This is a genomic window from Ruegeria sp. AI3 (assembly GCF_056541245.1).
The window spans coordinates 73,595-98,645 of the sequence record NZ_JBQFYA010000003.1; the positions used below are offsets into that span (position 1 = coordinate 73,595).

At 55.6% G+C, this 25,051-nt stretch carries 22 protein-coding genes and 1 pseudogene; 10 read left to right on the forward strand and 13 right to left on the reverse strand.

The annotated features are described in order from the left end of the window. The 4 genes from ACRZ95_RS06340 to arcC are packed head-to-tail and all read left to right on the forward strand — an operon-like array spanning window position 1 to window position 4,598. Entirely contained in the window at window positions 1-1,380 is a 1,380-nt protein-coding gene (locus ACRZ95_RS06340) for an amino acid permease (protein ID WP_170676840.1), read from the forward strand. Next, window positions 1,377-2,603 (forward strand): arginine deiminase, encoded by a 1,227-nt coding sequence (locus ACRZ95_RS06345; protein WP_170471693.1) that lies wholly within the window; start codon window positions 1,377-1,379, stop codon window positions 2,601-2,603. The genes ACRZ95_RS06340 and ACRZ95_RS06345 overlap by 4 nt, the downstream gene beginning before the upstream one ends. A gap of 54 nt (window positions 2,604-2,657) precedes the next feature. After that, on the forward strand, window positions 2,658-3,656 hold the full coding sequence (argF, locus tag ACRZ95_RS06350; protein WP_170640571.1) for an ornithine carbamoyltransferase: 999 nt from the start codon (window positions 2,658-2,660) through the stop codon (window positions 3,654-3,656). 3 nt (window positions 3,657-3,659) lie between these two features. After that, a complete protein-coding gene (gene arcC, locus ACRZ95_RS06355; protein ID WP_170676843.1) occupies window positions 3,660-4,598 on the forward strand; it encodes a carbamate kinase in 939 nt (312 codons plus the stop codon). A gap of 246 nt (window positions 4,599-4,844) precedes the next feature. Here arcC and ACRZ95_RS06360 read toward each other — a convergent pair whose 3' ends face one another. Both ACRZ95_RS06360 and ACRZ95_RS06365 read right to left on the reverse strand, forming a co-directional pair. Then, window positions 4,845-6,518, reverse strand: a complete 1,674-nt coding sequence (locus tag ACRZ95_RS06360; protein ID WP_480554685.1) for a cation-translocating P-type ATPase — start codon at window positions 6,516-6,518, stop codon at window positions 4,845-4,847. Next, window positions 6,488-7,582, reverse strand: a complete 1,095-nt coding sequence (locus ACRZ95_RS06365) for a cation-translocating P-type ATPase (RefSeq protein WP_480554687.1) — start codon at window positions 7,580-7,582, stop codon at window positions 6,488-6,490. Before ACRZ95_RS06365 ends, ACRZ95_RS06360 begins: the two co-directional genes overlap by 31 nt. 335 nt (window positions 7,583-7,917) lie before the next feature. On the opposite strand from ACRZ95_RS06365, the gene ACRZ95_RS06370 reads away from it, so the two are divergent. The 4 genes from ACRZ95_RS06370 (at window position 7,918) to ACRZ95_RS06385 (ending at window position 12,873) form a co-directional block, all read left to right on the forward strand. Next, entirely contained in the window at window positions 7,918-8,388 is a 471-nt protein-coding gene (locus ACRZ95_RS06370; RefSeq protein ID WP_170676846.1) for a hypothetical protein, read from the forward strand. A gap of 228 nt (window positions 8,389-8,616) precedes the next feature. Continuing rightward, window positions 8,617-9,024, forward strand: a complete 408-nt coding sequence (locus ACRZ95_RS06375) for a (R)-mandelonitrile lyase (RefSeq protein WP_170555725.1) — start codon at window positions 8,617-8,619, stop codon at window positions 9,022-9,024. Window positions 9,025-10,039: 1,015 nt separating this feature from the next. After that, the gene (locus tag ACRZ95_RS06380; protein WP_170676847.1) at window positions 10,040-11,743 is read left to right on the forward strand and encodes a SulP family inorganic anion transporter; all 1,704 of its coding nucleotides are present in this window, start codon (window positions 10,040-10,042) and stop codon (window positions 11,741-11,743) included. A gap of 230 nt (window positions 11,744-11,973) precedes the next feature. Further along, entirely contained in the window at window positions 11,974-12,873 is a 900-nt protein-coding gene (locus ACRZ95_RS06385) for a histone deacetylase family protein (RefSeq protein WP_170676850.1), read from the forward strand. 120 nt (window positions 12,874-12,993) lie between these two features. Here ACRZ95_RS06385 and ACRZ95_RS06390 read toward each other — a convergent pair whose 3' ends face one another. After that, a complete protein-coding gene (locus ACRZ95_RS06390; protein WP_170676852.1) occupies window positions 12,994-13,386 on the reverse strand; it encodes an ectoine synthase in 393 nt (130 codons plus the stop codon). Window positions 13,387-13,401: 15 nt separating this feature from the next. Continuing rightward, window positions 13,402-14,151 carry an SDR family oxidoreductase gene (locus ACRZ95_RS06395; RefSeq protein ID WP_170555720.1) on the reverse strand — a complete coding sequence of 250 codons (750 nt, stop codon included), beginning with the start codon at window positions 14,149-14,151 and terminating at the stop codon, window positions 13,402-13,404. A 121-nt stretch (window positions 14,152-14,272) separates the two neighbouring features. On the opposite strand from ACRZ95_RS06395, the gene ACRZ95_RS06400 reads away from it, so the two are divergent. After that, window positions 14,273-15,148, forward strand: coding sequence for a LysR substrate-binding domain-containing protein (locus tag ACRZ95_RS06400; RefSeq protein WP_480554689.1), 876 nt, complete (start codon window positions 14,273-14,275; stop codon window positions 15,146-15,148). 405 nt (window positions 15,149-15,553) lie between these two features. Here ACRZ95_RS06400 and ACRZ95_RS06405 read toward each other — a convergent pair whose 3' ends face one another. From ACRZ95_RS06405 to ACRZ95_RS06435, 7 genes and pseudogenes are all read right to left on the reverse strand, one after another. Further along, entirely contained in the window at window positions 15,554-16,603 is a 1,050-nt protein-coding gene (locus ACRZ95_RS06405; RefSeq protein WP_170676854.1) for an ATP-binding cassette domain-containing protein, read from the reverse strand. A gap of 13 nt (window positions 16,604-16,616) precedes the next feature. Beyond that, window positions 16,617-17,645 (reverse strand): ABC transporter permease subunit, encoded by a 1,029-nt coding sequence (locus tag ACRZ95_RS06410; RefSeq protein WP_170676855.1) that lies wholly within the window; start codon window positions 17,643-17,645, stop codon window positions 16,617-16,619. 66 nt (window positions 17,646-17,711) lie between these two features. After that, window positions 17,712-18,884, reverse strand: a pseudogene (locus ACRZ95_RS06415) (ABC transporter substrate-binding protein). A gap of 300 nt (window positions 18,885-19,184) precedes the next feature. Then, a complete protein-coding gene (locus ACRZ95_RS06420) occupies window positions 19,185-19,343 on the reverse strand; it encodes a hypothetical protein (protein WP_170676857.1) in 159 nt (52 codons plus the stop codon). 187 nt (window positions 19,344-19,530) lie between these two features. Then, window positions 19,531-19,779: an inositol monophosphatase family protein gene (locus ACRZ95_RS06425; RefSeq protein WP_170677286.1), complete on the reverse strand. Its 249-nt coding sequence runs from the start codon at window positions 19,777-19,779 to the stop codon at window positions 19,531-19,533. A gap of 88 nt (window positions 19,780-19,867) precedes the next feature. Next, window positions 19,868-20,623, reverse strand: coding sequence for a sulfotransferase-like domain-containing protein (locus ACRZ95_RS06430; RefSeq protein ID WP_170676859.1), 756 nt, complete (start codon window positions 20,621-20,623; stop codon window positions 19,868-19,870). A 4-nt stretch (window positions 20,624-20,627) separates the two neighbouring features. Continuing rightward, the gene (locus tag ACRZ95_RS06435; RefSeq protein ID WP_480554692.1) at window positions 20,628-21,422 is read right to left on the reverse strand and encodes a hypothetical protein; all 795 of its coding nucleotides are present in this window, start codon (window positions 21,420-21,422) and stop codon (window positions 20,628-20,630) included. A 99-nt stretch (window positions 21,423-21,521) separates the two neighbouring features. On the opposite strand from ACRZ95_RS06435, the gene ACRZ95_RS06440 reads away from it, so the two are divergent. Continuing rightward, window positions 21,522-22,463, forward strand: a complete 942-nt coding sequence (locus ACRZ95_RS06440; protein WP_170676863.1) for a LysR family transcriptional regulator — start codon at window positions 21,522-21,524, stop codon at window positions 22,461-22,463. 279 nt (window positions 22,464-22,742) lie between these two features. Here ACRZ95_RS06440 and ACRZ95_RS06445 read toward each other — a convergent pair whose 3' ends face one another. Together ACRZ95_RS06445 and ACRZ95_RS06450 are read right to left on the reverse strand one after the other, a co-directional pair. Further along, a complete protein-coding gene (locus ACRZ95_RS06445; protein WP_170676865.1) occupies window positions 22,743-23,705 on the reverse strand; it encodes an ion transporter in 963 nt (320 codons plus the stop codon). Beyond that, window positions 23,698-24,888 carry a low temperature requirement protein A gene (locus ACRZ95_RS06450; RefSeq protein WP_170676867.1) on the reverse strand — a complete coding sequence of 397 codons (1,191 nt, stop codon included), beginning with the start codon at window positions 24,886-24,888 and terminating at the stop codon, window positions 23,698-23,700. Before ACRZ95_RS06450 ends, ACRZ95_RS06445 begins: the two co-directional genes overlap by 8 nt. Between the last annotated feature and the right edge of the window lie 163 nt (window positions 24,889-25,051).

Genomic DNA, 25,051 nt, shown 5'->3' on the forward strand with positions numbered 1-25,051 from the left:
ATGACCGATCGCGCCGCCACAGACACAACATCGACATCCGGTGCCCTTGGGCTGACGGCCTGTATTGCCTTGGTCGTCGGAAACATGATCGGGTCGGGAGTGTTCCTTCTACCAGCGTCACTTGCACCGTTTGGGCCAATCGCAATCGGCGGGTGGATTCTGACTTCGGCAGGGGCGCTTGTTCTCGCGATCATATTCGGAAGGCTGTCACGCGTCGTTTCTAAACCCGGTGGTCCTTATGCCTATTCGCAGGAAGCATTCGGAGACTTTGCAGGTTTCATTATCGCCTGGGGGTACTGGATCGCACTTTGGACCGGGAACGCCGCAGTCGCTGTCGCGTTGGTGGGGTATCTGGGGTTCCTGTTCCCTATTATCATCGAAGTGCCGATGTACGGCCTCTCGACTGCGTTGGTTGCAATCTGGACGCTCACCTTGGTTAACATCCGAGGCGTCGAAGGGGCTGGTTTGGTTCAGATCGTGACCACCGTGCTCAAGCTCGCTCCGCTGGTATTGATTGGCACATTGGGTATCTTCTGGATCAACACCGAGAACTATGTTCCGGTCAATCAAAGCGGCACCACTGCGTTTACGGCGATTTCTGCCGCGGCTGCTCTGACGCTTTGGGCCTACCTGGGTCTTGAATCTGCGACGGTTCCCTCTGGCGATGTTATCGAGCCGGAAAAGACCATCCCGCGCGCCACCGTGATCGGCGTGATTATCGCCGCAAGCGTCTATATCTCGGTAACCGCCGTTTCGATGGGCGTCATTCCTGCCGAGCTGCTTGCTGTTTCCGCCGCACCTCTTGCAGCCGTCGGTGAGGTGATGTTTGGTCCCGTTGGTGGTGTCCTTGTTGCTGTGGGCGCGGTGATTTCGACCTTTGGTACTTTGAACGGCTTTACGCTGCTCAGTGGCCAGGTCCCTTACGGTGCCGCCTTGGATCGCGTCTTTCCTGCAGCCTTGGGCCAAAAATCCAAATTTGGAACGCCTGCTAATGCGTTAATCCTGTCGAACGCGTTGGCCTCGGTTTTGATTATCATGAACTATGCGCAAGGGCTGGTCGCCGCATTCAACTTTGTCATTTTGCTCGCCGTTGTAGCCAGCCTGTTGCCCTATGCCATCTGCTCAGTGGCCGAGATTATGATCCGGCTGAAAGGCGGGCAGGTCCTGCATGGCCCGGAACTGGCGAAGGTCATCGTACTGGGCGCGCTTGGGTTCATTTATTCGGTCTGGGCCTTCATCGGCTCAGGCGCTGAAACTGTTTTGGTTGGCTCGGTCCTGCTGCTTATGGGCGTGCCTATCCATGTCTGGGTCCGCTGGAGCCAGGCCAATGACGTTGAAGACATTCAAAAAACAGATAGTTCGAAAGGAGAGTTACAATGAAGCTCGGCGTTCATTCCGAGATCGGAAAGCTCAACAAGGTGATCGTCTCACGCCCCTCGCTGGCGCATGATCGTCTGACACCGCGAAACTGCGAAGAGCTTCTTTTCGATGATGTCATCTGGGTCGAACAGGCTCGTAAGGATCACGCTGAATTCTGTTCCCTGATGCGCGAACGCGGGGTCGAGGTCTATGACATTCAGGATCTGCTGGCTCAAGCTATCGCGGACGACCCAGAGGCGCGGGCCTTCATGCTGGACCGCTTGATCACGCCAAACATGGTCGGTCTTGGCTTTTCAGTTGAAATGCGCGCCTGGCTGGATGAGATGGACGCCAAGACCTTGGCACGCCACATGCTGGGTGGAATCATCTTTGCCGATCTGCCCAAAGGTATGATCGACGAACAATTTGGCGACTTGGTATCGCTGGGCGATTTCATCCTGCCCGCTGTTCCGAATGCGCAGTTCCAGCGTGACCCGTCTTGTTGGATGTTCAATGGGGTCACGACGAACCCGATGTTCTGGCCGGCTCGCAAGCCGGAAACACTGATTATGCGCACCGTGTATCGCTTCCATAAGATGTTCAAGAACGCCGAATTCGAATTCTGGTGGGGCGACAGCGACGACGATTTTGGCCTCGCCTCGGTCGAGGGTGGCGATGTGCAGCCGGTGGGCAACGGCACAGTGTTTATCGGCATGGGCGAGCGCACGACCCGACAGGCCGTGGCACAGGTTTCAGAAGCGCTGTTCCGCAAGGGCGGCGCCGAACGTGTTGTCGCCTGTGCGATGCCCAAGAGCCGTGCAGCCATGCATCTGGATACTGTCTTCACTTGCCTCGACCATGACAAGGTCACCGCATTCTCAGAAGTTGCGGACCAGATCACCTGCATCTCGATCCGTCCGGGTGACCGGGGAGATTTAGATATCCACGTTGAAAAAGGGCACCTGTTCGACGTCTACAAAGAAGCCCTCGGGCTGAACTCGCTGGAAGTCATTTCTACCGGTGGCAATGAATTCCAGGCCGAGCGCGAACAATGGGATGACGGCAATAACGTCGTGGCCCTCTCGCCAGGTGTTGTTGTCGGCTATGCGCGCAACACGTTCACGAACGGAAAGATGCGCGCAGCCGGTGTCGAGGTGATCGAAATCTCGGGTCAGGAACTGGGGCGCGGCCGTGGTGGCGGCCACTGTATGACCTGCCCGATAGACCGCGACCCCGCCTATTGAATTTACCATGGGCGCAGCACCTGCGCCCTCTGATTTTTGTTAGGGAGAGATAAAATGGCATTCAATCTCAAAGGCCGTAGCTATCTGAAAATCGCCGATTTCAGCCAGCGTGAAATGCTGTATCTGCTGGATCTGGCCCGCGACCTGAAGCGCGCCAAATACGCCCGCGCCGAGCAGCCGTCGCTGACCGGCAAGAACATCTGTCTGATCTTCGAGAAGACCTCGACACGTACCCGTTGCGCCTTTGAAGTGGCCGCATACGATCAGGGCGCGAACATTACGTATCTCGATCCATCGGGCTCGCAGATCGGGCACAAGGAGTCGATGAAAGACACGGCGCGCGTTTTGGGACGTATGTTCGACGGGATTGAATTCCGCGGTGCGGGACAGGACATGGTCGAGACACTGTCAGACTATGCCGGCGTCCCGGTCTATAACGGCCTGACGGACGATTGGCATCCAACACAGATGCTGGCCGATATGCAGACCATGATTGAGCATGCCGATAAGCCCCGCAAGGACATTGTCTACGCCTATTCGGGTGACTGCCGATCGAACATGGGCAATTCGCTTTTGATGCTGGGCGCGATCATGGGCTGCGACGTTCGGATGATTTCTCCGAAAGAAACCCAGCCCCATGACGATGTGCGAGAATTGGCGATGGAGCGGGCCGAAAAAACGGGCGCACGTGTGACCATCACGGACGATACGTCTGCTGTCGAAGGCGCGGACTTCATTCATACCGACGTCTGGGTATCGATGGGTGAGCCAAAAGAGGTTTGGGCAGAGCGCATCAAACTGCTGAGCCCATATCAGGTAAACATGGATCTGATGAAGAAAACGGGCAACCCGAGCGTCAAGTTCATGCACTGTCTGCCAGCCTTCCACAATCTGGAGACTAAAGTTGGTCAGGACATTCACGAACAGTTCGGCATCACCGAAATGGAAGTGACCGAAGAAGTCTTCGAAAGCGATATGAACATTGCGTTCGAGCAAGCAGAAAACCGGATGCACACCATCAAGGCGATCCTCGTCGCCACACTGGGGAGCTGATCCATGGGACGCGTTGTTGTAGCACTCGGCGGCAACGCGCTTCTTAAACGGGGCGAGGAAATGACGGCGGACAATCAGCGCAAGAACGCGAAGATTGCCGCCGAAGCCCTCGCTCCGCTGTGCGAAGCGCATGAAACCGTCATCACCCACGGGAACGGTCCGCAGGTCGGAATGCTGGCCCTGCAAGAGATCATGTACACCGATGTCGAGGAATACCCACTGGACGTGCTAGTGGGCGAGACGATGGGGATGATCGGCTACATGATCGAGCAGGAGCTTGGCAACATCCTGCCCTTCGAGCATCACATCGCCACCCTGCTGACCATGATCGAGGTAGACCCGAGCGACCCGGCCTTTGACAATCCGACCAAGTTCATCGGGCAGGTTTATTCCGAAGCGGACGCCAAGAAAGAGGCGGCTGACAAGGGCTGGACGGTGAAACCGGATGGCGAGTACTGGCGGCGCGTGGTGCCCTCGCCCCGCCCGAAACGTATCTTTCAGGTCGAACCGATCCGTTGGATCCTGGAAAAGGGCGCGACTGTGATCGCTGCTGGCGGAGGTGGCATCCCGACGATGTACGAGGCAGGAGCTGAACGGAAACTGGTCGGGGTCGAAGCCGTCATCGACAAGGATTTCGCCTCGTGCCTTCTGGCGCAGAACCTTGGCGCAGATTTCTTTGTCATCGCTACAGATGCAGAAGCTGTGTTCCTGAACTGGGGAACGCCTGACCAAAAAGGCATTCGGTGCATCACGCCCGACGCGTTGGATGAATACGACTTCCCCGCTGGATCAATGGGTCCCAAGGTGCAGGCCGCCCAGGACTTTGTGCGATCCTCGGGCGGGCGCGCGATTATTTGCGCGCTCGCCGATGTTCCCGCCGCCGTTCTTGGCGAAAAAGGTACGACCGTATCGCTGGAGGCGGGGGAAACACAGTTTCACTAGGCTCGAAGAATAGGCCTTGTTCATTATGATGCTCTCTATGGGAAGCGCGGGAAGACGCTGCACGCTGCGCGTCAATAGATCGTGCGTATGGGCTATCAGGCCATAAAATTTAACTTCCTCTGAAATTCTTGTGGGCGGAATGCTGGCCAGGCACGATGCAGATCCACTGCCAAGAAGTTGACACCGAATGGGTGCTTCAGGATGTCCATTCTAGCACCTTCAGTGCCTTTCTAAGCAAAGGTAGTTTCAGAGCCATTTCAGTCCGAACATTTCCTTCAGCGCAGACAACAGAAGCGTGGGCAGTGCGGCGATGAAGAACACTCCGAGCAAATGCGACAGAGGCAGTGAAACTGTTCCAAGCACGAAATGTCCAGCGCCGGTATAAATGGCGAGAAGAGACAGCAATAAGGAAATGCTCACCGGTCCAAGCAAGGTGCGGTTGCCGAGCGGCGACTTGCGGTAGAGCGTAGAGGTCGTTCGGGCGTCGAAAATATGCCAGATCTGGGCAAAGATCAGTGTCATGAACGCTGCTGTCTGGGCGTGTTCCAAGGAGGCGCCTCGTTCGAGAAACTCCTGGAAGACATAAAAGGTCAGCAGGCCGAGCAGCGTTCCCCGGATCAGGATCCGCTCTTTCATTCCGCCACCGAACAGATTATCGTCGCGCGGGCGCGGTGGGCGCTGCATCAGGTCGGGTTCCGCTTTCTCGAAGCCGAGTGTCAGAGCCGGTAGCCCATCCGATACAAGATTCACCCAGAGGATCATCAGCGGTGTGATCGGCAGGAGCGGGTCTGCCCCCATCAGTAGGAAGGCGAACAGGATCGTTGAGACCTCGGCCACGTTGGCGGTGAGCGCCTGCCGAATGAATTTCAACAGATTGTCGAAGATGCGCCGGCCTTCGCGGACTGCCGTCACGATGGTGGAGAAATTGTCATCGAGCAGCACGAGGGCAGCGCTGTCCTTGGCGACCTGCGTGCCGGTGATGCCCATGGCGACACCAATATCCGCCGCTCGCAGAGCGGGCGCGTCGTTGACGCCATCCCCGGTCATTGCCGCCACCTCGCCATTCTCCTGCATGGCATTGACGATGCGCAGCTTGTGCTCCGGGGTCACCCGGGCAAAGACGGCCGCGTGCTGCACCATCTCTTTCAAATCCTGATCGCTCATCTGGTCGAGCTCGACCCCGGTATGAACCGTCTGCGCGTCGCTGGTGCGAATGCCGATCTGTTCCGCAATCGCTTGGGCGGTCACGGCGTGGTCGCCGGTGATCATCACCGTTCGGATGCCGGCCCCAGTTGCCTCCGAAACGGCGATGGGTACTTCGCTGCGCGGCGGGTCCATGATGCCGTGAATGCCAAGCAGTACGATCCGCTGCTCGGGATCGGCATGGTCCAGATCCTCTTCTGCCACCTCCCGATAAGCCACGGCGAGGGTCCGGAGCGCCTTCTCGCCGAAACTGTCGATCACCGCCTCGATCTCTTCCCGCAAGGCCGGGGAGATCTCAAGCGTTTCCCCGGCCATGCGGACATGGCTCGCCCTTGACAGGATCACATCAGGCGCCCCCTTGGCGCCGAGCACAGTGCGCCCATCCGGCAATCGAGCGAAGACAGACATCATCTTGCGCGTTGAATCGAAGGGGAATTGCCGAAGCGCCTCGACTCGCGCTTCTGTCAACTTCTCGCGGGAAATCCCGACCTTGGCCGCGGCCACGACCAGAGCGCCCTCAGTCGGGTTGCTCTGGATCGCCGGGCGCCCGTCAGCCTCGATCATACGCGCATCGTTGCAATAGGCGGAGACGGCCAGCATCTGCCGAAGATCCGTTTCGGCCTCGATCTCAGCCACGCTACCGTCTTCGGAACGGAACTCGCCATGCGGATCGAACCCCTCGCCGGTCACTTCCCAGTCCTTGCCACCGGCCAGCATTGCATCACCTGCATTTGGTTCTGCGTGAGCGTGCCGGTCTTGTCTGAACAGATCACCGAGGTCGCGCCGAGCGTTTCTACAGAGGAAAGCCGTCGCGCCAAGGCGTTGCTGGCAGCCATGTTTTGCGATCCCAGCGTCAGAACGATGGTGACTACTGTCGGCAGGCCCTCCGGGATCGCCGCGACCGACAGCGAGATTGCCGTGTTCAGCATCTCAGCCGCATCCATTCCATTGACCACGCCAATGCCGATCACGATGGCGACCACGATCAGGGCCGCCATGATCAGCACCTTGGAAAGGCCCTCGATCTTGAGTTGCAGCGGGGTCTTTGGCTCTTTCGCAGAGGACATGAGGGCAGCGATGTGACCGACCTCGGTCTCCATTCCGGTGCCCACGACAATGCCTTCACCAGCGCCGCCAGTGACCTGCGTGCTCATGAAGCCCATATTCAGACGATCGGCCAGAACGACGTCTTCGTCCTCGATCGGATCGGCATGTTTGTCGACCGGTTCGGATTCTCCCGTCAACGCGGCCTCGTCGACCTGCATCCGGCTGGCGGTGACAAAGCGAATGTCGGCGGCCAGAATGTCACCGGCTTTTACTCGCAGAATATCGCCCGGCACGAGATCCGCCGCCGGTACTTCGACGATCTCGCCGCCGCGGCGCACGAAGGCCTGCGGTGCAGACATCTCCCGCAGGGCTGCCAAAGACTGCTCGGCCTTGTATTCCTGCCAGAAGGAGATGAAGGCGTTGAAGACGGCGATCGCGAATATCGCAATCGCATCAACCCAATGCCCTGTATAGGCCGAGACAAGAGCACCTGCTATCAGGATGATCAGCAGCGGGCTTGCGAATTGCCGCAGGAGCATCTTCCAGGGCGGCACTGTTGCAGTTTCTTCCAAGCGGTTTGGACCGTGTGTTGAAAGCCGCTTGGCCACCTCGTCCGGATTCAATCCCGTCTCAGGGTTCACGCCGAGGTTTTCGGCGACCGCTCTTCCGTCCAACACCCAAGGTGCGTTCGCGTTACCAAGAGCCGATGGGGTTGTCTGCGCGAAACCTGACATTCTCAACTCCGTATGAGCAATTGCGTGACCGGAAAAATCTTGGGGTGCCAGTGCCCATTCTCAGTCAATGAGCCAACCTGCGCAGTTCATTGACGGTTCTCCAATTTGTGATGCGCACACCTTTAGACAGCTACCAGCAGCGACGGAGCTTTGTCATCTGCAAAATCGAGAAAGGTCAGAAAAGCAGATATCCGCCATTGAATGGAATACGCCCAGCCTAGAGAGACCGCAGCTAGCCGACATTCGGGCTCTTCCTGTCAAGGGCAGCAATGTCCCGTCAGCCGTCCAGCTCTGTTTTTGATGTTGGCTTTACCCACCACCGCTAAACTACGATCATGCTAACGTCAGCCGCCTTCAAAACCATCATGCTTGCGCTTGTCATCGCGCTCGTCCTCATTGGACTTTGGATCACGGTTCAAAGACAAAGCCTTCCCTGGAACTGGGCAGAGCTTCAAAACTTCCGTGAGAAGGATATACCCATGCCGTTGGCGGCCGCTTTCCGGAATGATGTCCGGTTTGTGTGCATAAACACACCCTACTCTGACCCAACACAGCTACCGAAAGATAGCCCTTCGTCGCTGGTTGATCAGCTCGACCTCTCTTGGGTGGGGGAGAACGCCATTCGGTTCTCACTTTTCAATCCCGAAATGAGGCTTCTTCATGAATACGCCCAGCCTTTTGTTGCCGACAAATTTGTTTTTTCCAATACAGGATTACGCGGCTATTGTGGGCCAGCTGGTACCCTCAGGCTAAGAGTTCATGGCACGCCTGAGTGGTTATTAGTCGAACTGTTGTACCCTGAGTAACGGGCATCTGCTTCCGCGATTGGAAAAGCAGACCTTGGCAAAAGCCCAGCGAACGGCAGAAAAGTCCGCAACTCAGACGCAGGTCTTGTGCCATCCGCTGACCGGTTACAGTCGCAATCTGGGCATTCGACAATGGTGCCCAGATGGCCGCGCCGACCCGGCGTGCATCTGGGTTTGAAATTGGAACTCTGCTATGTCCCCAGGAGCAGCGCAACGAAGGAGCACATCATGAAAATTCACCGCGCGGGGGACCGGCCCTCTCAATTTCCCGGCAATGAGTATTTCACCGGTACAGTCCGCTTTGATCCCGTTGTTACAGGGAATGATCCCTCGCCGGTCAAGATCCTTACTGTGACTTTTGAGCCCGGAGCACGGACGGCGTGGCACACGCACCCCGCCGGTCAAACGCTGCATGTCTTGTCGGGCTCGGGCCTAGCTGGAGCTGAGGGGCAGTCAGTGCAGGTGTTGCGCCCTGGCGATACGGTGTGGTTTGCGCCAGGAGAGCGGCATTGGCACGGCGCGGCGCCAGACTGTGCGATGACCCATCTGGCTGTGCAGACGTCTGTCGAGGGCAAGACTGCTGATTGGATGGAGCATGTGTCAGACGAGGATTACAGCGCAGCGCGCGCAGAATAAAGCGCGTGGGCCCTGCCGAGCAAGTCGCTGCAGAGAAACCTAATCAGAACCCTTCCGGATTCTCTCTACGCCTATTTAAAGGGGGGTAACGGTTTTCTCGCCTTCGGAAAAACGTGGCCCATGTTGCGACTCTGAGAGGCCCGCGCAGCAAGCTTTCAATTTTCCGAATATCTGGCCTCTTCAGCCACCCACCTACCCAGCGAAATCCCATCGCTGCAGAACGTCTCTCGCCCGTGCCATTTTCTGCGCGTTGATCACGACCTCTTCCGCTCCGTTGCGCACCTCCTCACCGAGCAGAAATGGCTCCTCGTACCCACATGCATTGCAGGCAGCTTTCTCACCCGTAATCAACGTATCCGGCGATCCGCATTCAGGGCATCGTGCCTGGACATCATCGTTGAACATATACCGGCCTCTCCTTCATTTACCGATTGCCAGAACCGGGTCCGCCCGCCAGAATCGCTGATTGGCGCATCCGCTTGAACTCGTCTGGGGTGACGGTTCAGCTGCTGGCATCGATACCTTTTGGGATGCGCGCTCTCTTGTGTCCAATCGCGCGAACGCTGCCTCTTGTGATCTCTTAACAGGTCGACTCGTAGCCTGTCAGCCCGCTTGTGTTGATTTGGATGGCAGTCTGACCGTTCGCGTTAGTGACCAATGGAGCCTTGGGAGGTGGGTTGCACGCTGAAACCAGCAACGCGAACCCAATGTAAATCCATCTGTGCATACGAAATTCCCTTTTTTCTCTAAAATAGGCTGGCAGCCGTTCAGTCCAATCTGTCTGTTACCAGCTCCGAGCGCATAGGAGACACTTACAAAATATCATCGCATGACCGAATCGAGCCCACTTTCCCCAATGCCGCGCGATGCCCCAATTGCAGCAATGCGCAGAAACCGGACGTTGCAAATTCGATGAAATCTTCAAAAAGTTCCATGCATCCGAAAAACGCCAGTGCTATCACGAGAAATAGCTTCTGCCGCCACGTGGGGGCTAACCCGAAAGTGCAACAATTGAATGTCTGACAAAACGTCCCATTCTCACGGATCATCCCTTCCGGTTCTGCAGGGAGTTCTGCCTATTGTTCCAGCCAAGCTTCCGGCCGAAATCCTTGCCGGAGTGACCTTCGCGTGCCTCGCGATACCCGAGGTCATGGGCTATACGAAAATTGCAGGAACACCGGTCATTACCGGGCTGTATACGATTATGATTCCGATGACGCTTTTCGCGATATTCGGATCTTCACGCCACCTTGTGGTTGGTGCAGACTCGGCGACCGCTGCCATCACTGCATCAGCCTTGGCTGGCATGGCTGTAGGTGGTTCGTCTGAATACATAGCGCTTGCTTCGCTTTTGGCGCTGATGGCAGGTATTCTCTTGATCGCGGCCAGAGTCGTCGGTCTGGGGTTTCTGGCCGATTTCCTGTCCAGAACGGTTCTGGTCGGCTTTCTGACCGGTGTTGGTATTCAGGTCGCCTTAGGCGAGTTACCTGGGATCTTAGGCATTGAAACGAGCGGTCATGGCACGATCCAGAAACTCTCAAGCGCTTATCAGAACATCAGTCAGATCAGTTGGGCGACATTTTTGATTGCAACCGCAGTTTTGGTCATTGTGATCGGAGCGAAACGCCTGTCCCCAAAGGTGCCTGGGCCATTGATTGCTGTCATCGGGATCATCGGACTAAGTTGGTATTTTGATTTCGAAAGAAACGGGATTGCCTTGCTTGGCCCCGTGCCGAGCGGTTTGCCTTCACTCTCGATCCCGCAGGTTGACTGGAACTGGACGACATTCAAACAGCTGCTCCCTACAGCGCTTGCGATACTCGTCGTCATCCTGGCGCAGAGTGCTGCGACATCTCGCGCCTATGCTGCGCGCTACGGGGAAAAGTTCAGCGAAGATACCGATCTTGTCGGGCTTGGTATTGCCAATATTGGCGCGGCATTCAGCGCGACTTTTGTCGTCAATGGAAGCCCTACCAAGACCGAGATGGTTGCCGGTGCCGGAGGTCAAAGCCAGATAGCCCAATTGACTACGGCGCTGGTCGTGTTGTTTGTTCTCTTGTTCCTTACACAGCCTCTTGCGTTCTTGCCTGAGGCAGTGCTGTCCGCCGTCGTATTCCTGATTGGTCTGAAGCTGATAGACCTGCGCGGATTGCGAGAAATCTTCGTTCAAGCGCCTACTGAGTTCGGGATTGCAATGGGCACGGCCGCGGTGGTCGTGGCCACCGGAGTCGAACAAGGCATCATTTTTGCGATGGTTCTTTCGCTGATCGATCATACGCGTAAAGGATACCGGCCCAAGAATTCCATCATCACTAAAATGCCAGACGGGGAATGGCTGGCACGACCACTCGACAAACCCGAGCAATTCGAACCTGGGCTCATTGTTTACCGCTTTTCACACGGGATGTACTATGCGAACGCGCAGCGATTTGCGAATGAGGTTGTCGATGTCATCGCCGCGATCGAAGAAAAGACCCACTGGTTCTGTATCGACGCTTCTGCAATTGACGACATCGATTACACTGCCGGGAGCGTTTTGAAATCAACTATTCAAACACTCCACGATCGTGACATTAAGGTCGTGTTTCTCTTTGCCGAACCATCGATAGAGGCAGAACTCGAACGCTATGGAATAGCCAATCTTGTCTCGAAGAAGTTCTTTTTTCGAACAGGCCACGAGATGATCGAGGCCTACGAAGTCGAAACATCGCATAGTTGAATGCATTCCAACTAACGCGAACTCGCCCCATCTAGCGACAACAAAACGTAGGATTGCGCGTCCACTGCGAGTGAACCACAAAGCAGACATTCGCATTAGATATCAACTGTGGCTTTCCCTTACATTCACGCACCACTTGAAACGCAATGCTATCAGCGGCCGAAGTTGCAGACCAGTTAGGAGGTCGGCTATGCTTTGGCGAATTGCCTGAGTTTTTCTTCACCTAAGCCATGAGATTTTACTCTCCTCACAGATTTTCCCCTAGTCTGCCTTCCGGACATCGGTTTCCGAAGGGCAAGTACAAAATGCTTCACACGCTACTGCTGAAAGACGGTATTCTTCAGGAGGCACAGATCGCAAAATCTTTGCCAGCTAGCGATGAAGCGGTATTGCGTGCGCACGCCGCCGGTTTTGTCGCGCAGTTTGAAAACGGGGAACTGGAGGAAAAGGCCATGAAACGGATTGGCTTCCCGTGGAGCCGGGAACTTGTGAGGCGGGTTCGCGCCACGGCCGGTGGCGCAATTGCTGCTGCTGAGACCGCTCAGGAGTACGGTATCTCGGGACAGCTTGCTGGCGGCACTCACCATGCTCATCCTACGTTTGGATCTGGCTATTGCGTCTACAACGATCAGGCTGTCGCGGCGCTCCACCTGCTTGCGGCTGGCATGGTCGAAAGGGTCGCAATCATCGATCTTGATGTCCACCAGGGTGACGGTAGCGCCGCCATTTTCGCCGACAACCCATCGGTCTTCGTCTTTTCGATGCACGGGGAAAAGAATTTTCCGTTCCGCAAGTTTCCAGCGGATCTCGATGTTGCCCTGCCGGATGGCACCGGCGACAAGGACTACCTTCGCGCCTTAGCCGATCACTTGCCGGCTGTGTTTGAATTTCGTCCCGACCTCATTCTATACCAGGCAGGCGTTGATCCGCTGGCAGAAGACAAGCTAGGGCGGCTTGCGCTGACCCATGATGGCCTTATCCAACGCGATCAGGCGGTACTGAACGCCTGCAAAGGCCGGGGCATCCCGGTCTCGATGGCAATCGGCGGCGGCTATGCCGACCCCATTGAGGCGTCCGTCACGGCTTACGCCAATACCTACCAGGTCGCAAAGAAGCTTCACCGATTTTGATGACAGATCTGATCTCAGTGATTTGTCATTCTCACCGTGTTTAGATGGTCCTCAGAGAGCCTAAATTTCCAGAGGCTGCGCTCTTCTCGAACGGCCGGTTTGCGCAACATATCACCGTGCTCATACAGATACAATTGGAGCATAACTTCCGTCTTCGCGGTGTACTTCGCGCCCGCTGAGCGGTGGATTGAATACGCAGACAAGCCGAAGGTCAAACTCTGTTGCACGCACTAAATGTCGGTCGTGTTGATCCAAGGCATAGAGGGAAAATGGTTCAAGGAAATGCCAGGTTTCATCTTCAAACGCTCTGATCTGCCCCTTGCCCTCGATGCAGTAACACGCTTCCAAATGATGGGTATATTTCAGCTCCAGCACTGCGCCTTTTTTAATGATCGTATCAGTCAGCGAGAACCCCATCCCATCCGACGCGAGAAGCAGTCTTCTGCTATTCCAACCGGGCCCGGAAACGTCCCGATCTGTGCCAAGGATATCTTTGAGTTCCGTAACAATCATTTTAGCACCTCTTTGCTATCGTACCGCGCGGTTCATCCCGCCATCGGATAGAATGCTCTGACCGTTAATGTACCGGGCTCCATCGCTGGCAAGAAATACGCAGGCTTGCCCGATTTCTTCGAATGTTGCCGGCCGCTGAGCTGGGATTTCCCGACGGGCCTGTTCGGAAAGATTTACGTTTTCGCAGAACCCGGGCAGCAGGTTGTTCATGCGTATATTATGCCGTGCGTAGCGATCCCCATAAAGCTTTGAGAAACTGTGCAGAGCGCCACGCAGCATGCTCATGGGATAGGGCGCACGCGGCTCGATTGTGTTCATGGACGAAATGTTTACGAATGCGCCCCCGCCCTGTTCGATCAATATGGGCGTGACAATGCGGGCGATCTTGACGACGTTCAGTACGTACATATCCAGACTTTCGTGCCACAACGCGTCGCTGAGTTCCAAAAGCGGCCCGTCAAAGTCGGGATCAAACCCTACCGTCTTTATCGCTTCTGGCACCGCACCGCCGTGGCCCATATTGCTGACGATTGCATCGATCCTTCCATATTTGCTCATGGTGTCGTCGATCATCTTTCGGAGATCGTCGACGTCTAAAACAGAGCCACGACGACCAATGCCCCCAAGCTCTTCCGCCAGTTCAACAGACCGGTTTGACGGGGACATTAGCGAAACTTTGTAGCCCGCGTTTGCCATTTCAATGGCGCAACCCCGGCCAATACCTTGTCCTGTGCCTGTCATCAGCGCGACTTTGGTATCGGGCATGGTATCCCCTTTCTTCAGATGTATAGTATGTGAGAATTATTGCTTTGATAGCAGTGTACCCTCTTGGAATTAGGTAATCCTATCGAGTTAATTGAACATTTCTGTTAGGTTTCCTCACATCATGGAGAACCTCAGACACCTTCGCGCCCTTCAGGCATTTGACGAGACCGCTACCCACTCCAGCCTGAGCAGAGCAGCGGATGTTTTGAACGTCACCCACGGGGCGATCAGTCGACAAATCAAGTTGCTGGAACTGCATCTTGGTGTGACGCTCTTTCACCGCCGACCAAATGGTGTTGAACTGACCGAGGCCGGGGAACGCCTGCATCAATCAACTCGCGGGGCGTTTTCGACATTGCAGCTGGGCGTGATGGAGGTGAAACGACTTCATCACCGCCAGTCGATTACAGTGTCTTTGTCCACATCGCTTGCGCTCAAGTGGTTTGTGCCGCTACTCAACTCGTTTCAACAAGAACATCCTGGTATTTCATTGTTGCTGGACACGAATGATGTATTTGCGGATTTCGATGTATCCGAAGTTGATGTCGCTTTGCGCTTTGGCGAACCCGGCTGGGACGGGCTATATCATGAGCAAGTCCGGCAAGAGGAACTGATTGTCGTGGCTGCGCCGTCTCTTGTTGATCAAACCCGGCTGCCAATGCGCGCCGAGGACGTGGCCAGTCTTCCACTTTTGCACGACGCCTTTAACGTCGGATGGGAAAGTTGGGCAACACAAGTTGGTTTGAGCCCTGATCGTATCAACGCGCAGAGCATCAAGTACGTCGACAGTGCTGTTTTGTTGGAGGCCGCGATTGACGGGCAAGGCGTGGCGTTGGCGAGACGTCTTTTGGCAGCTAGGGACTTGGAACTTGGTCGGTTGATCCGTCTGGATGAAACCCGTGTTCCATTGGATCGCGCACTCTACTTCGTCTGTCGTCCGGGTGATCAAGAACGAGTCACAGTAAGGATTTTCAAGAAATGGCTCATGTCGATTTAAGCCGTGTGCCTCAATCGAAGCTTCGAAAGAGCGGTCACTAGACCACGTTCTTCAGAAGTCGGCTTTGTCCGCGTCGCGGTCGTTTGCGCAGATTGCAGCGAACGGCGGCTACGAGCCCGATGCGGAAGTGACACAGCCCTGACCTTCGAAGCTGCAGCAACACCACGGTTGAAGCCGATAGCCGCAACGCAGAAGCAAAAGCTGCCGTTCGTCCCAACCGCAGCGAGTTTTTCGACACCGCCGTCCGACTTGCGGGCAAAGCAAGTTTCTACTGCGGCTGCACAAGTGGCTGTTCTTAGTTATTCGCGAAGCATTTATGACCTATCTTCCAGTACAAAGAGCGGTAGTAACCGCCTTAGAATTGGCGGTCTATTAGAATGCCAATGGCTTTGTAGTAGACCGCGATTACATGACGGTCCTTTGTTCGACATGAGCTGGTACGAGGGCCTTGACGAGGTCTTTCATGTTGAGAACGCCGACCTGTTCACTGCCGCTCATGACCCGGTAGGTTTTGTAGGTGTCACCGCCCGATATCGAGATCAGGTGTTCGAGATTGTCATTAACATCCACATCCCCATCAAACTCGCCCTCATGGGTACCGTCCTTGTCCATAACTGAACGCACGCGCAGCACGCGGGCGCGGTTGATGTCGCTGACGAAGTCCTCGATGTAAGGGTCGTTCGGGTTCAGCAGGATATTTTGCGGCTCACCCTGTTGCACCACGTAGCCATCCTTGAGGATCACCAGGTGGTCGGCCAGTTTGAGCGCCTCGTCTAGGTCGTGGGTGATGAATATGATCGTCTTGTGCAGATCCTTTTGCAACTCAAGCAGCAAGTCTTGCATGTCGGTGCGGATCAGCGGATCGAGCGCAGAGAACGCCTCGTCCATCAGCATGATCTCGGAATCCGAGGCCAGCGCTCGGGCGATGCCCACCCGTTGCTGCATGCCACCGGACAACTGGTGCGGAAAATGATCCTCGTAGCCAGCAAGACCCACTCGGGCGAGCCATTTCCTGCCCGCTGCGACGATCTCGTCTTTGCTGTTTCCACGCACCGCCAGAGCCATGCCAGCGTTCTCGGCCACGGTCTTATGTGGCAGCAGCGCAAACTTCTGGAACACCATCGACATGGTGTTCAGTCGCATGTCGCGCAGCTTCAGAGTGTCATACTCCAACACGTTCTTGCCATTGACCCAGACCTCTCCGGCAGTGGGTTCGATCAACCGGTTCAGGTGCCGGATAAGCGTCGATTTACCCGACCCCGAAAGACCCATTATCACCGTGATCTCACCCGCCTGCATGTCGACATTGATGTCCTGCAGGCCCAGCACATGGGCCTCTTTCTCAAGCAAGTCAGTCTTGCCCATGCCCTGCCGCACATGTTCCATCGCGCGATCGGGATGCGAGCCGAAGATTTTGTAGAGGTTGCGGATCGAGATTTTTGGTTCAGCGTTCATATCTCGCCCCTTCTTAGTGTTTCTGCGCGGCAGAGACGCGCGCCAAGGCTGCTTTGGATACGCGGTCGAGCACAATGGCGAGCAGCACAATGCCCAGACCGGCGATCAAACCAACGCCCAATTCCAGATTTCGGATGCCGCGCAGAACCAGAACACCCAATCCGGGCGCAGAAACCAGCGAGGCAATCACAACCATTGCAAGGCTCATCATGATGGTCTGGTTGACACCTGCCATGATGTTGGGCAGCGCCAGCGGCAGCTCTACTCCCCACAGTTTCTGTCTCGGCGACATACCAAAAGCGTTGGCCGCTTCGACCACATCCTTGTCAACCAGCCGGATGCCCAGATCGGTCAATCGGATCACCGGCACGATGGCATAAACGATGATGGCGATGCCATATAGCTTCGGCTCGGTGACGCTAAACAAGAAGATCAGCGGGATCAGATAAACGAAAGTCGGCAGCGTCTGCAAAAGGTCTAGCACCGGCAGGATCATGCGTTGGAAACTGTCGGATTTCGCCATGGCGATCCCGATGGGCACACCTAAAAGGATACAGAGCCCGGTACAGACCAGCACAATGGAGAGCGTCTGCATTGCGGGCTCCAGATGGTCGATCAGGCCCAGGAAACAGAAGACAATGATCACGAACCCGGTCACGATGGCCGAGCGCGACACATACCAGGTTAATACGAACAGCGCTGGCAGCATGATCCACCACGGCACCGCATCCACTGCAATCAGCGCCCACTCTAGCATCCACGATAGCGGCTGCGTCAGCGGATCCAGCACGAATTTCAGCGCGTCCTTGATCGCTAGGAACCCGTCCTCGACCGCCGAGACAAAATCCCGCGATTGCGGGATACTCGGGCAGGCCTCGTTCAGTGCATCGAGTGAGGGGAAAGGAAAGGCCGGGCCATTCTCGCCGTTTGTTGCATTGGTCTGTGCCAACAGGTCCGCCATTGATAGATTGGCGCCGCTGCCTGATGCGTCACACCATTCCCGAAGTCCCAACGCATCGAACATGCGGTCATAAAAAGCCATGTAAACCCTTTCCCTGCCAACCCGGGCGACGAATTGGGACGCCCGGGCCTTTTTGCGAATTTTTTGTTATTTCAGTAGCGCCGACAGTTTCCCGCGAGCGTCATCGTTCAGCCATTCACTCCAAGTGTCCTGGAAGTTGGTCAGGAAATACACCGCAGCCTCTTCGCCCGAGGCGTTGTTCTCTTCCTGCCAAGCCAACAGACCGTTCATGACCTCGTTTGTGAACTGGACGTTTTCCATAAGCGCCGTCTCTTCAGGATGCGACTCCGCAAAAGTGTTGGTCACAACCGTGGTCACGTCGCTCGAAGGGAAGGCCCCCAGCACTGGTTCGGCGCATTCTTCCTGGCTGTTACACTCGTGCGCTTCCGGCACATGCGGGCCCACATCAACCTGCACCATCGGGTAGCGGCCCAGGATTGAGGTCGGCGCCCAGTAATAGCCGAACCACGGCTCTTTGGCGTCATAGGCCGAGGCGATAGAGGCCGCCAGCGTCTCGCCCGAGCCGTGGATGAAATCCTCGATCCCCGCATCAGCAAGACCAGCCGCCTTTGCCATGTTCGAGCTGACCCGCTGACAGGTCCAGCCTACCGGGCAATTATGGAACCGGCCGCCCACCAAATCCGGATTGGCCAAAATGCCTTCCATCGTTGTAAGCTCTGGATGCGCCTCGGCAAGATAAGTGGGAATCCACCAGGCCTCGACCCCGCCATCCGACAGCACCTTAGCGCGTTCGATGATTGCGCCGCTTTCGATCAAGCCAGGATAGGCCGGGGCGCCGTTGGTTCACAGCTCGGTTAGAATGTCCGGCTCACCGGTTTCCGCAACCGATGCCAGCGCGGGCGTCGTCGCCGATGGAACAATCGTCACGGAACAGCCATAACCCTGTTCCAGCAGGAACTTGCTGACCTGCGTTACGATAATTGCAGAGCCCCAGTCCATCTCGGTAATTGAAATTTCGCCGCAATCTGCCTGCGCCGAACCGGCAACACCAAGCGCGACCGCAGCGCTGGCCGCGAGTAGTTTCATTTTCATTGTAGTCTCCCTAGTTGGTTGTGCCCTGGGCGCTTGCCGGCCCTTCAGGCGTAGAGTTCGTTTTTCTTTAGCCCGTGCAAATGCTCCCTCTTCTTGTTCCCGGTTCCGAATTGCCGAGTTTTCACGATACAGCGCCTCCAGACGAAGTCCAAAAGTTTCTGGAACCAAGTGCCTGGCACGATGCAATCCATCGAAGCGGGCGCGCATATTCCGCTTTTTAGCAGCCTGGTGGGCTTAGGTGTTGTTCATGAATTCAATATCGACCGGCCGCCCATCCTCAAAAAAACCGGCGGCAGTCGCAGCCTCCAGCAACTCGGCCCCACGCCGACTACGTGTCGTGATCGAATTGGTGCCCGGGTCTGTGGCAGAGTCCTCTCGGTCCGGCGTACCGTCCGGCCAAGTGTCTGCCGCTGCGATGTCGGCACCTCTTCACAGATGCCCGCCGGACAGATCTTGCAGCGAAACGGCAGCGATCAGCAACCTTCGTCTTCCCCCAAAATAATCGAGCTAGTGAAAATCCCGGCGCGTCCCATCCATCGTTTCAATCGTGGTGGGTCCCGGGTAACCGCGCCCGCGGTAGCGCAGAGAGGAAACTTGGTTCCGGTCAATCCCGTTGTCGGACAGGAAATGCGACATTGCTTGATCGGGCACAAACGAGATCAACATCAGCCTTGTCTGACATAGACTGAATGTTGGCCCTTAGCTCACCATTTTCATCCTTGATTATGCTCACTTTTTCAGGACCAAGGAGCGAAGCACAAAGCTCGCACCCGATGCATAGCCCATCAGTTACAATCCGATCGAAACGCGCGTAGTATCCGTTGCGGTCATTTGTTCGAATTATACCTACTGGTTAAGAATGGTCCAATTGCACCAAGTGATGAAGAAGCAATTTCGTTAGTACATCCTCCCAAAAAGCGGTACGGCCTTTGCTCGGATTGGTGACGCGGCCACCTACTGAAGCCAAGACCACGTGGCTTGCAATGGTGTCCCGTTCCAAGGTCGGATTATACTGGGGATTAGCATCTGCCTCGCCAGCCGCCACCAGGCAGAATTTCATTGAGCTCAACCTGTAGTTTTTCTGTCGAGGCATACCACACATAGTGTCCAGGAAGCGGGCCACAGTGCATTCCCCTAGCGGGCGTCGAGCCGCCGCTGTTTCGACCTGTTTGTTCTATTTTGCATTTTTCTCAGACAGTTTTCGACACGCGGATGCGGTGTTTGTACAGATGATCATAGTGAGGCTTCATCCTGCGGTGCACACGGCGCACGCGTTCTGGGGCGTCGGCCACTTCGATATACCTTCGTTTCTGGGGTTGCAGACCGGTAGACCGGGCTAGGTTCGCATGGAAAGACCCACCGTCCCACCAGCTATGCTCGGATGGGTCTCCACCAGCTTCCCAGGTCAACGCGTCTGCGATGAAGGGGATACCGACAGAAGTACAGAACGCAGCGGTGACGTGCTGGGGGTCTTCCAGAAGGTCATCACTGTCGATAACCGGGGGGGACTTGCCGCCATTCAGCGCAGTCAATAGGTCAAACAGCGCGCGCTGCTCGGGAAAACCGACCTCAAGCTCATCAAAGTCCGGCCACTTGTTGTACATTGAGGAAATCGTCTTGGCGGGGTCGCGGATCAGGAACGCATGGGTGAAATGCGACAGGAATTCTGGATCCCACATGTGGTTGATGTAATGCGGGAAATCCTTGATGAAGACCGGACCTTTTTCGGCACGATCTTTGATGTCTTCCCACACGCTTTCCAAGGTCAAGCCGGGGGTTGTGACTTCACCCTCTTTGAAACGCGGCCACATCGGGTCTTCACCCTGGTACCAGGCCTCACCAAAAGGTTCATGAAGGCAATCAAGATCACCGCGCTGGCGCATCATCCATTCAAACGCGGTTGAGGTGGAGCGAGGAATCGCCCAAACAGCTAAAATCTTGTGCATCACTTCAGTCTTTCAGGGAGGAGAGCAGGCTGCCTTGCCGGGTTTCCGGGGCCAGGCCCAAGGTTTTGAAAATGCGCCAGTAGAGCGCGGTGTCATGGCCGATGACTGGCTTGCCGAGGCGTTTTTCAAGCTCGACTTCGTAGTGAACCGGGCGACGGGCGATTCCGTCGGACGGGCGGCGGTAATTGCTCATCCCGTTGATCAGATAGGCATCGACATTGGGCGCGTTGTCAGCGGTATAGTCGAAGGACTTGTAAATTAGCTCTTCGTCAAAGCACCAAATGCAATCGTCAACCTCTTCCTGACTGTCGAACCACCCTTGGTCAAAAAAGTTTCCAACCCAGACCACATCAAACCCGGCTTCTTTTAGAAAACCTACGGTGCCCTGATACCAGGTGTCTCTGTGGTAGCAGGCGTTGAGCGCTACCTTCTCGACATTCTGATCGCGCAGTGCCTCGACCATGGCATAGCCTGCCATATGGAACGCGGTCTCGTACTTGTCGCTCAGCATTTCGCAATGGTGACGGATGCCTTCGACACCCAGCCCGCTGGCATGCACCCAGTTCGAGCCAACTTGTCCACAGACGTCAGCGCCGTTATTGGCCATACATTCCATGTACTCTTCCAGCAGGCCAAAGTTCTTTTTGCGCTGATCCAGGCGGTGGGCATAGTCCGGCACGTGCAGCATTCGACCATGCACGCCAACGCTGCGCGGGGCCATGCGCAGGAAATCGGACGGGGCCGCATCAAAATCATGCGGAGGGCAGGTAAACCCCACTTGGTGGGGAAAAAGTTTCACTTTGGGGTCGGCCCATTTCCGAGGCTTAGAATAGTCTGTCACGGCTTGCCCAATCAGATTTAGATCACGAGTTCTGCTGGTGAGGATGGCTGTGGACGCATGCGTTTTCCATTGCTTTTATGTGCTCATAACCATATCAAGAATGATATAGTGGATCGTAGATACAATATCCCTTCTTTAAGCTCGCTTGTTGCATTCGAAGCGGTTGCTCGTCTAAGGGGTTTTGCACGCGCTGCCGAAGAGCTTAATACATCGCAGCCGGCAATCAGCCGCCATATACGCAATCTAGAAATCCGGTATGGTGTCGCGTTCTTTAATCGCGACAAGAGCCCTGTAGCCCTTACCTCCAAGGGCAGCCAGTTCTACGCCGGTGTTGTCCAGGGCTTCAATGCTTTAGAAAATGCGATTGAAGATTTGAAGCAGGTGGACAATCGGGTCACGCTGGTTTGTTCGCACTCAGTCTCGCACCTGTTGTTAATGCCCCGATACGGAAATCTTCGCAACGCCTTAGGAAATGAGGCCGAACTGCGGATCACGACAGCCGAATACAATCTGATTGAAGCGGCAGTGGATACTGGTGGCGATATTGTCTTCGAGTATTCTGAAACAGAGCCCGATACGGAACATGTCCTGGTATGTGAGGAACAGATAAAACCGGTTGGTACGCCTGAAATGGTCAGGAGAGCGTTAGACGCTTTATCGGGAAAGTGTGAAGCACCGCCTCTTCTGCGGCTACAGAAAGAAAACTTCGGCTGGGTGGATTGGATAGATTGGTGGAGGGCACACCCAGAATACGCTGATTGGCCGATTTCAGAAGAATTCGACAGTTATGTCTATCTTTTGGAAGCCGCGGCTTTGGGTCAAGGTTTGGGTTTGGGCTGGCGAAGCTTTGTTGATCCGTATCTGGCGCGTGGCGATTTGGTAGAGATGCCAGTCGATTGGTATTCGACGTCCACAAAGGTCTATGCCCGGCTAACGCATTTTGGGCAAAAAAATCTTGTGGCAAAAAAATGTTTGTCTTTGCTGGCCAATCTTCAATGAGTGTGACCGCCAAACACGGCTTTTCTACAGTGTCGACGATGTTTCCGACCCCGCTGACAATAGTATTCGTTTTCTTGGTTGCTGCTCTATCTGGCCGAGAAGACGGACAATAACGAGAATCTCGCTTTCTGGATTGCGGTGATCCCGAAAAACGCTCACGCAACGGTAGTTCATGTCCGATGCAGCATCCGTGGCTAAGGGCTCATCGCGGACCTCGGAGGCAGCACAGGATGCTGTAATAGAATTTTCCGGTCGACGCCGGTTTGTCGTTGTGACCGATCAGGGATTGTCACTTTGTTTCGTTGGCTGACCGCAGGTGGGACAGTGATCAACCTGTGACATCGTTTCGGCATGTACGCGGTTGCGGATATGATCCGCAGCGCGGCGCGAGAGACCCAATTGCTTGCGAACTGCGTCAATTTCTTTCTCATCGGCCTCGCAGATATCGCCGTCTACCAACGCCTTTCGAAATTCACGTTCCAGGCTGGCCCGTCGGCGGTGCAACTGGTCGTTTAGACCGCTTGCGATGATCCCTGCTGGCAATGCAGCCATACCAATGCCAATCACTGTGATCGCAGCGCCGAAGATCTTACCAGCAACTGTCACGGGCGTTACGTCGCCATAGCCGACGGTTGTCAATGTCGCCATCGCCCACCACATCGCCGCCGGGATTGAGCCAAAGGCTTCTGGTTGCGCCTCGTGCTCTGCTAACCAAGCGCCACTTGCAGCAAAGATCAGCATCACCATCAGGATGAAGAAACCCGCAAAAAAAGCACCGGCTTCTTCCTCGAACACAGCAAGCAACATGCCGAGCGCGGGTGAGTACCTTGTGAGCTTGAGCAAGCGCAACATACGAAACGTCCTGAGCAGGCGCAGGTCAACCGGAAAGAGCAGGTAAAGCAGTGCAGGCAGTATGGCCAATAGGTCGATTATAGCGATTGGAGAAACGGCCCAGGATGCGCGCGTTTTGTAGTTTGGGTTTTCTGTCGCAACCCAAAGCCTAGCCGCGTACTCCACTACGAAAACGAACAATGAAAGACTTTCGAACAGGTTGAGTGCGAACCCCCAGCGGTCATAGATTGAATCGACCGTTTCAAGGATAACGGCGGCCACGTTCAGCGTGATCAGAGCGATTAGAGCGAGTTCAAGTACCCAAGGGCCGGTCGCAGCACGGTCTGGGCGCTCGAGCCACCAGTACACTCTTTTTCTCAGGTAGTTTGCAGCTGTGACCGCTTCAGTCATGGCGAAGCTTCGCTCTTGCGCGCATCAAGGGAAACGCGATTTGCGACAACAACGCCGTGCCCCAAATCAGATTGCCAACCAACGATGGGACATGCGGGACGATATAGAAACACGCGATTGCCAGAACGATCCCAAACACCCGCACATCCCAGCGCCCGAAATCTGAGGCCACACGGTGTTCAATGACGTTCTGAAGTACCCAAAGCATGGCGATGTAGCCTGCAAGGCCGAAACAGCCAATGGCGGCATATTCTGTTGGGTAAGGCTCCCAAAACCCGACCTTAACCTCGGCCGCAAGGGCCACGCCGACCATTACGCCACACAACATCAAGACCAGATGAGCAAGCCACCAGATCACCAAGGTCGAAACCTTTTTGTCTTTAGGTTTGGCGTTGCCAACGAAGTCGAAGTAGATCCAACACATCACGAACATCGAAACGCCGCCAATTACAAAGTTGACCAGCACGTCGGGTGAAACTTTGTAGATGCCTTTCTCAGACAGTGTGACGACCAGTTTGAAGAACCCTTCACCCAAAACGATCAGCGTTAACAAGGCAAACCGCTCTGCCATATGACCGAGGCGCGGGACGAACCGTTCAAAGCGCAGGACAGTGACGCCGGGGATCATGTACATCGCCTGCGTGGCAACCATCGCGGCAGCAAACGCCCAATAGGCAAGCGGTTTAGGCAGAAACGCCGTGATGGCAAAGATCACTGCAAAGGCCGAGAAGTTGCGGATCTGTGCCGCCGACATCGAAACGCCCGAGGAATTGGTTCGCTGAGCACGGAAATATAGCGCGGCGATCATGGCTCTGTTCGCGGCAAAACCCAACGCGAAGTAAACCCAGCCCTTGCCGTCTATGGCGGGGATGGCGGCGGCCATGAACATCACCGTACAGATCATCACGGCCATGATCAGGCGATGCCAGAAATCGGTGCTGACGTAGATCGAGTTGAAAATGCTGAGTTCGCCCCATGCGTACCAGAGCGTTATGAAGACACCGGCGAACACAAGAAACCCACTCAGATCGAGGTGGTGTGACAGGTAGTTCCCAAGAAGGAAGATCGTTACAACATGGATCAGGTCATAGAACAACTCGGCCCAGTGGACGTGGTCGTGAGTGTGGTCGAGGTCTTGATGATGTTGCGGCTTCCGCCACATGGGGTGGTTATGCAGTGCCATAAATTAGGGACCCTTCAAAATTCCAAGGTTGTAGTGGTCGGCAAGCGACCACCCCGATTGAGTGTTTTTCTGTAGGATGAAGGTTGTCGTGGAGACCCTCGCCTTGCAACCCTGCAAGGTTTGTTCAGCGAGGGCGCACTGGAATTTCCAGTCCGACCGTGTG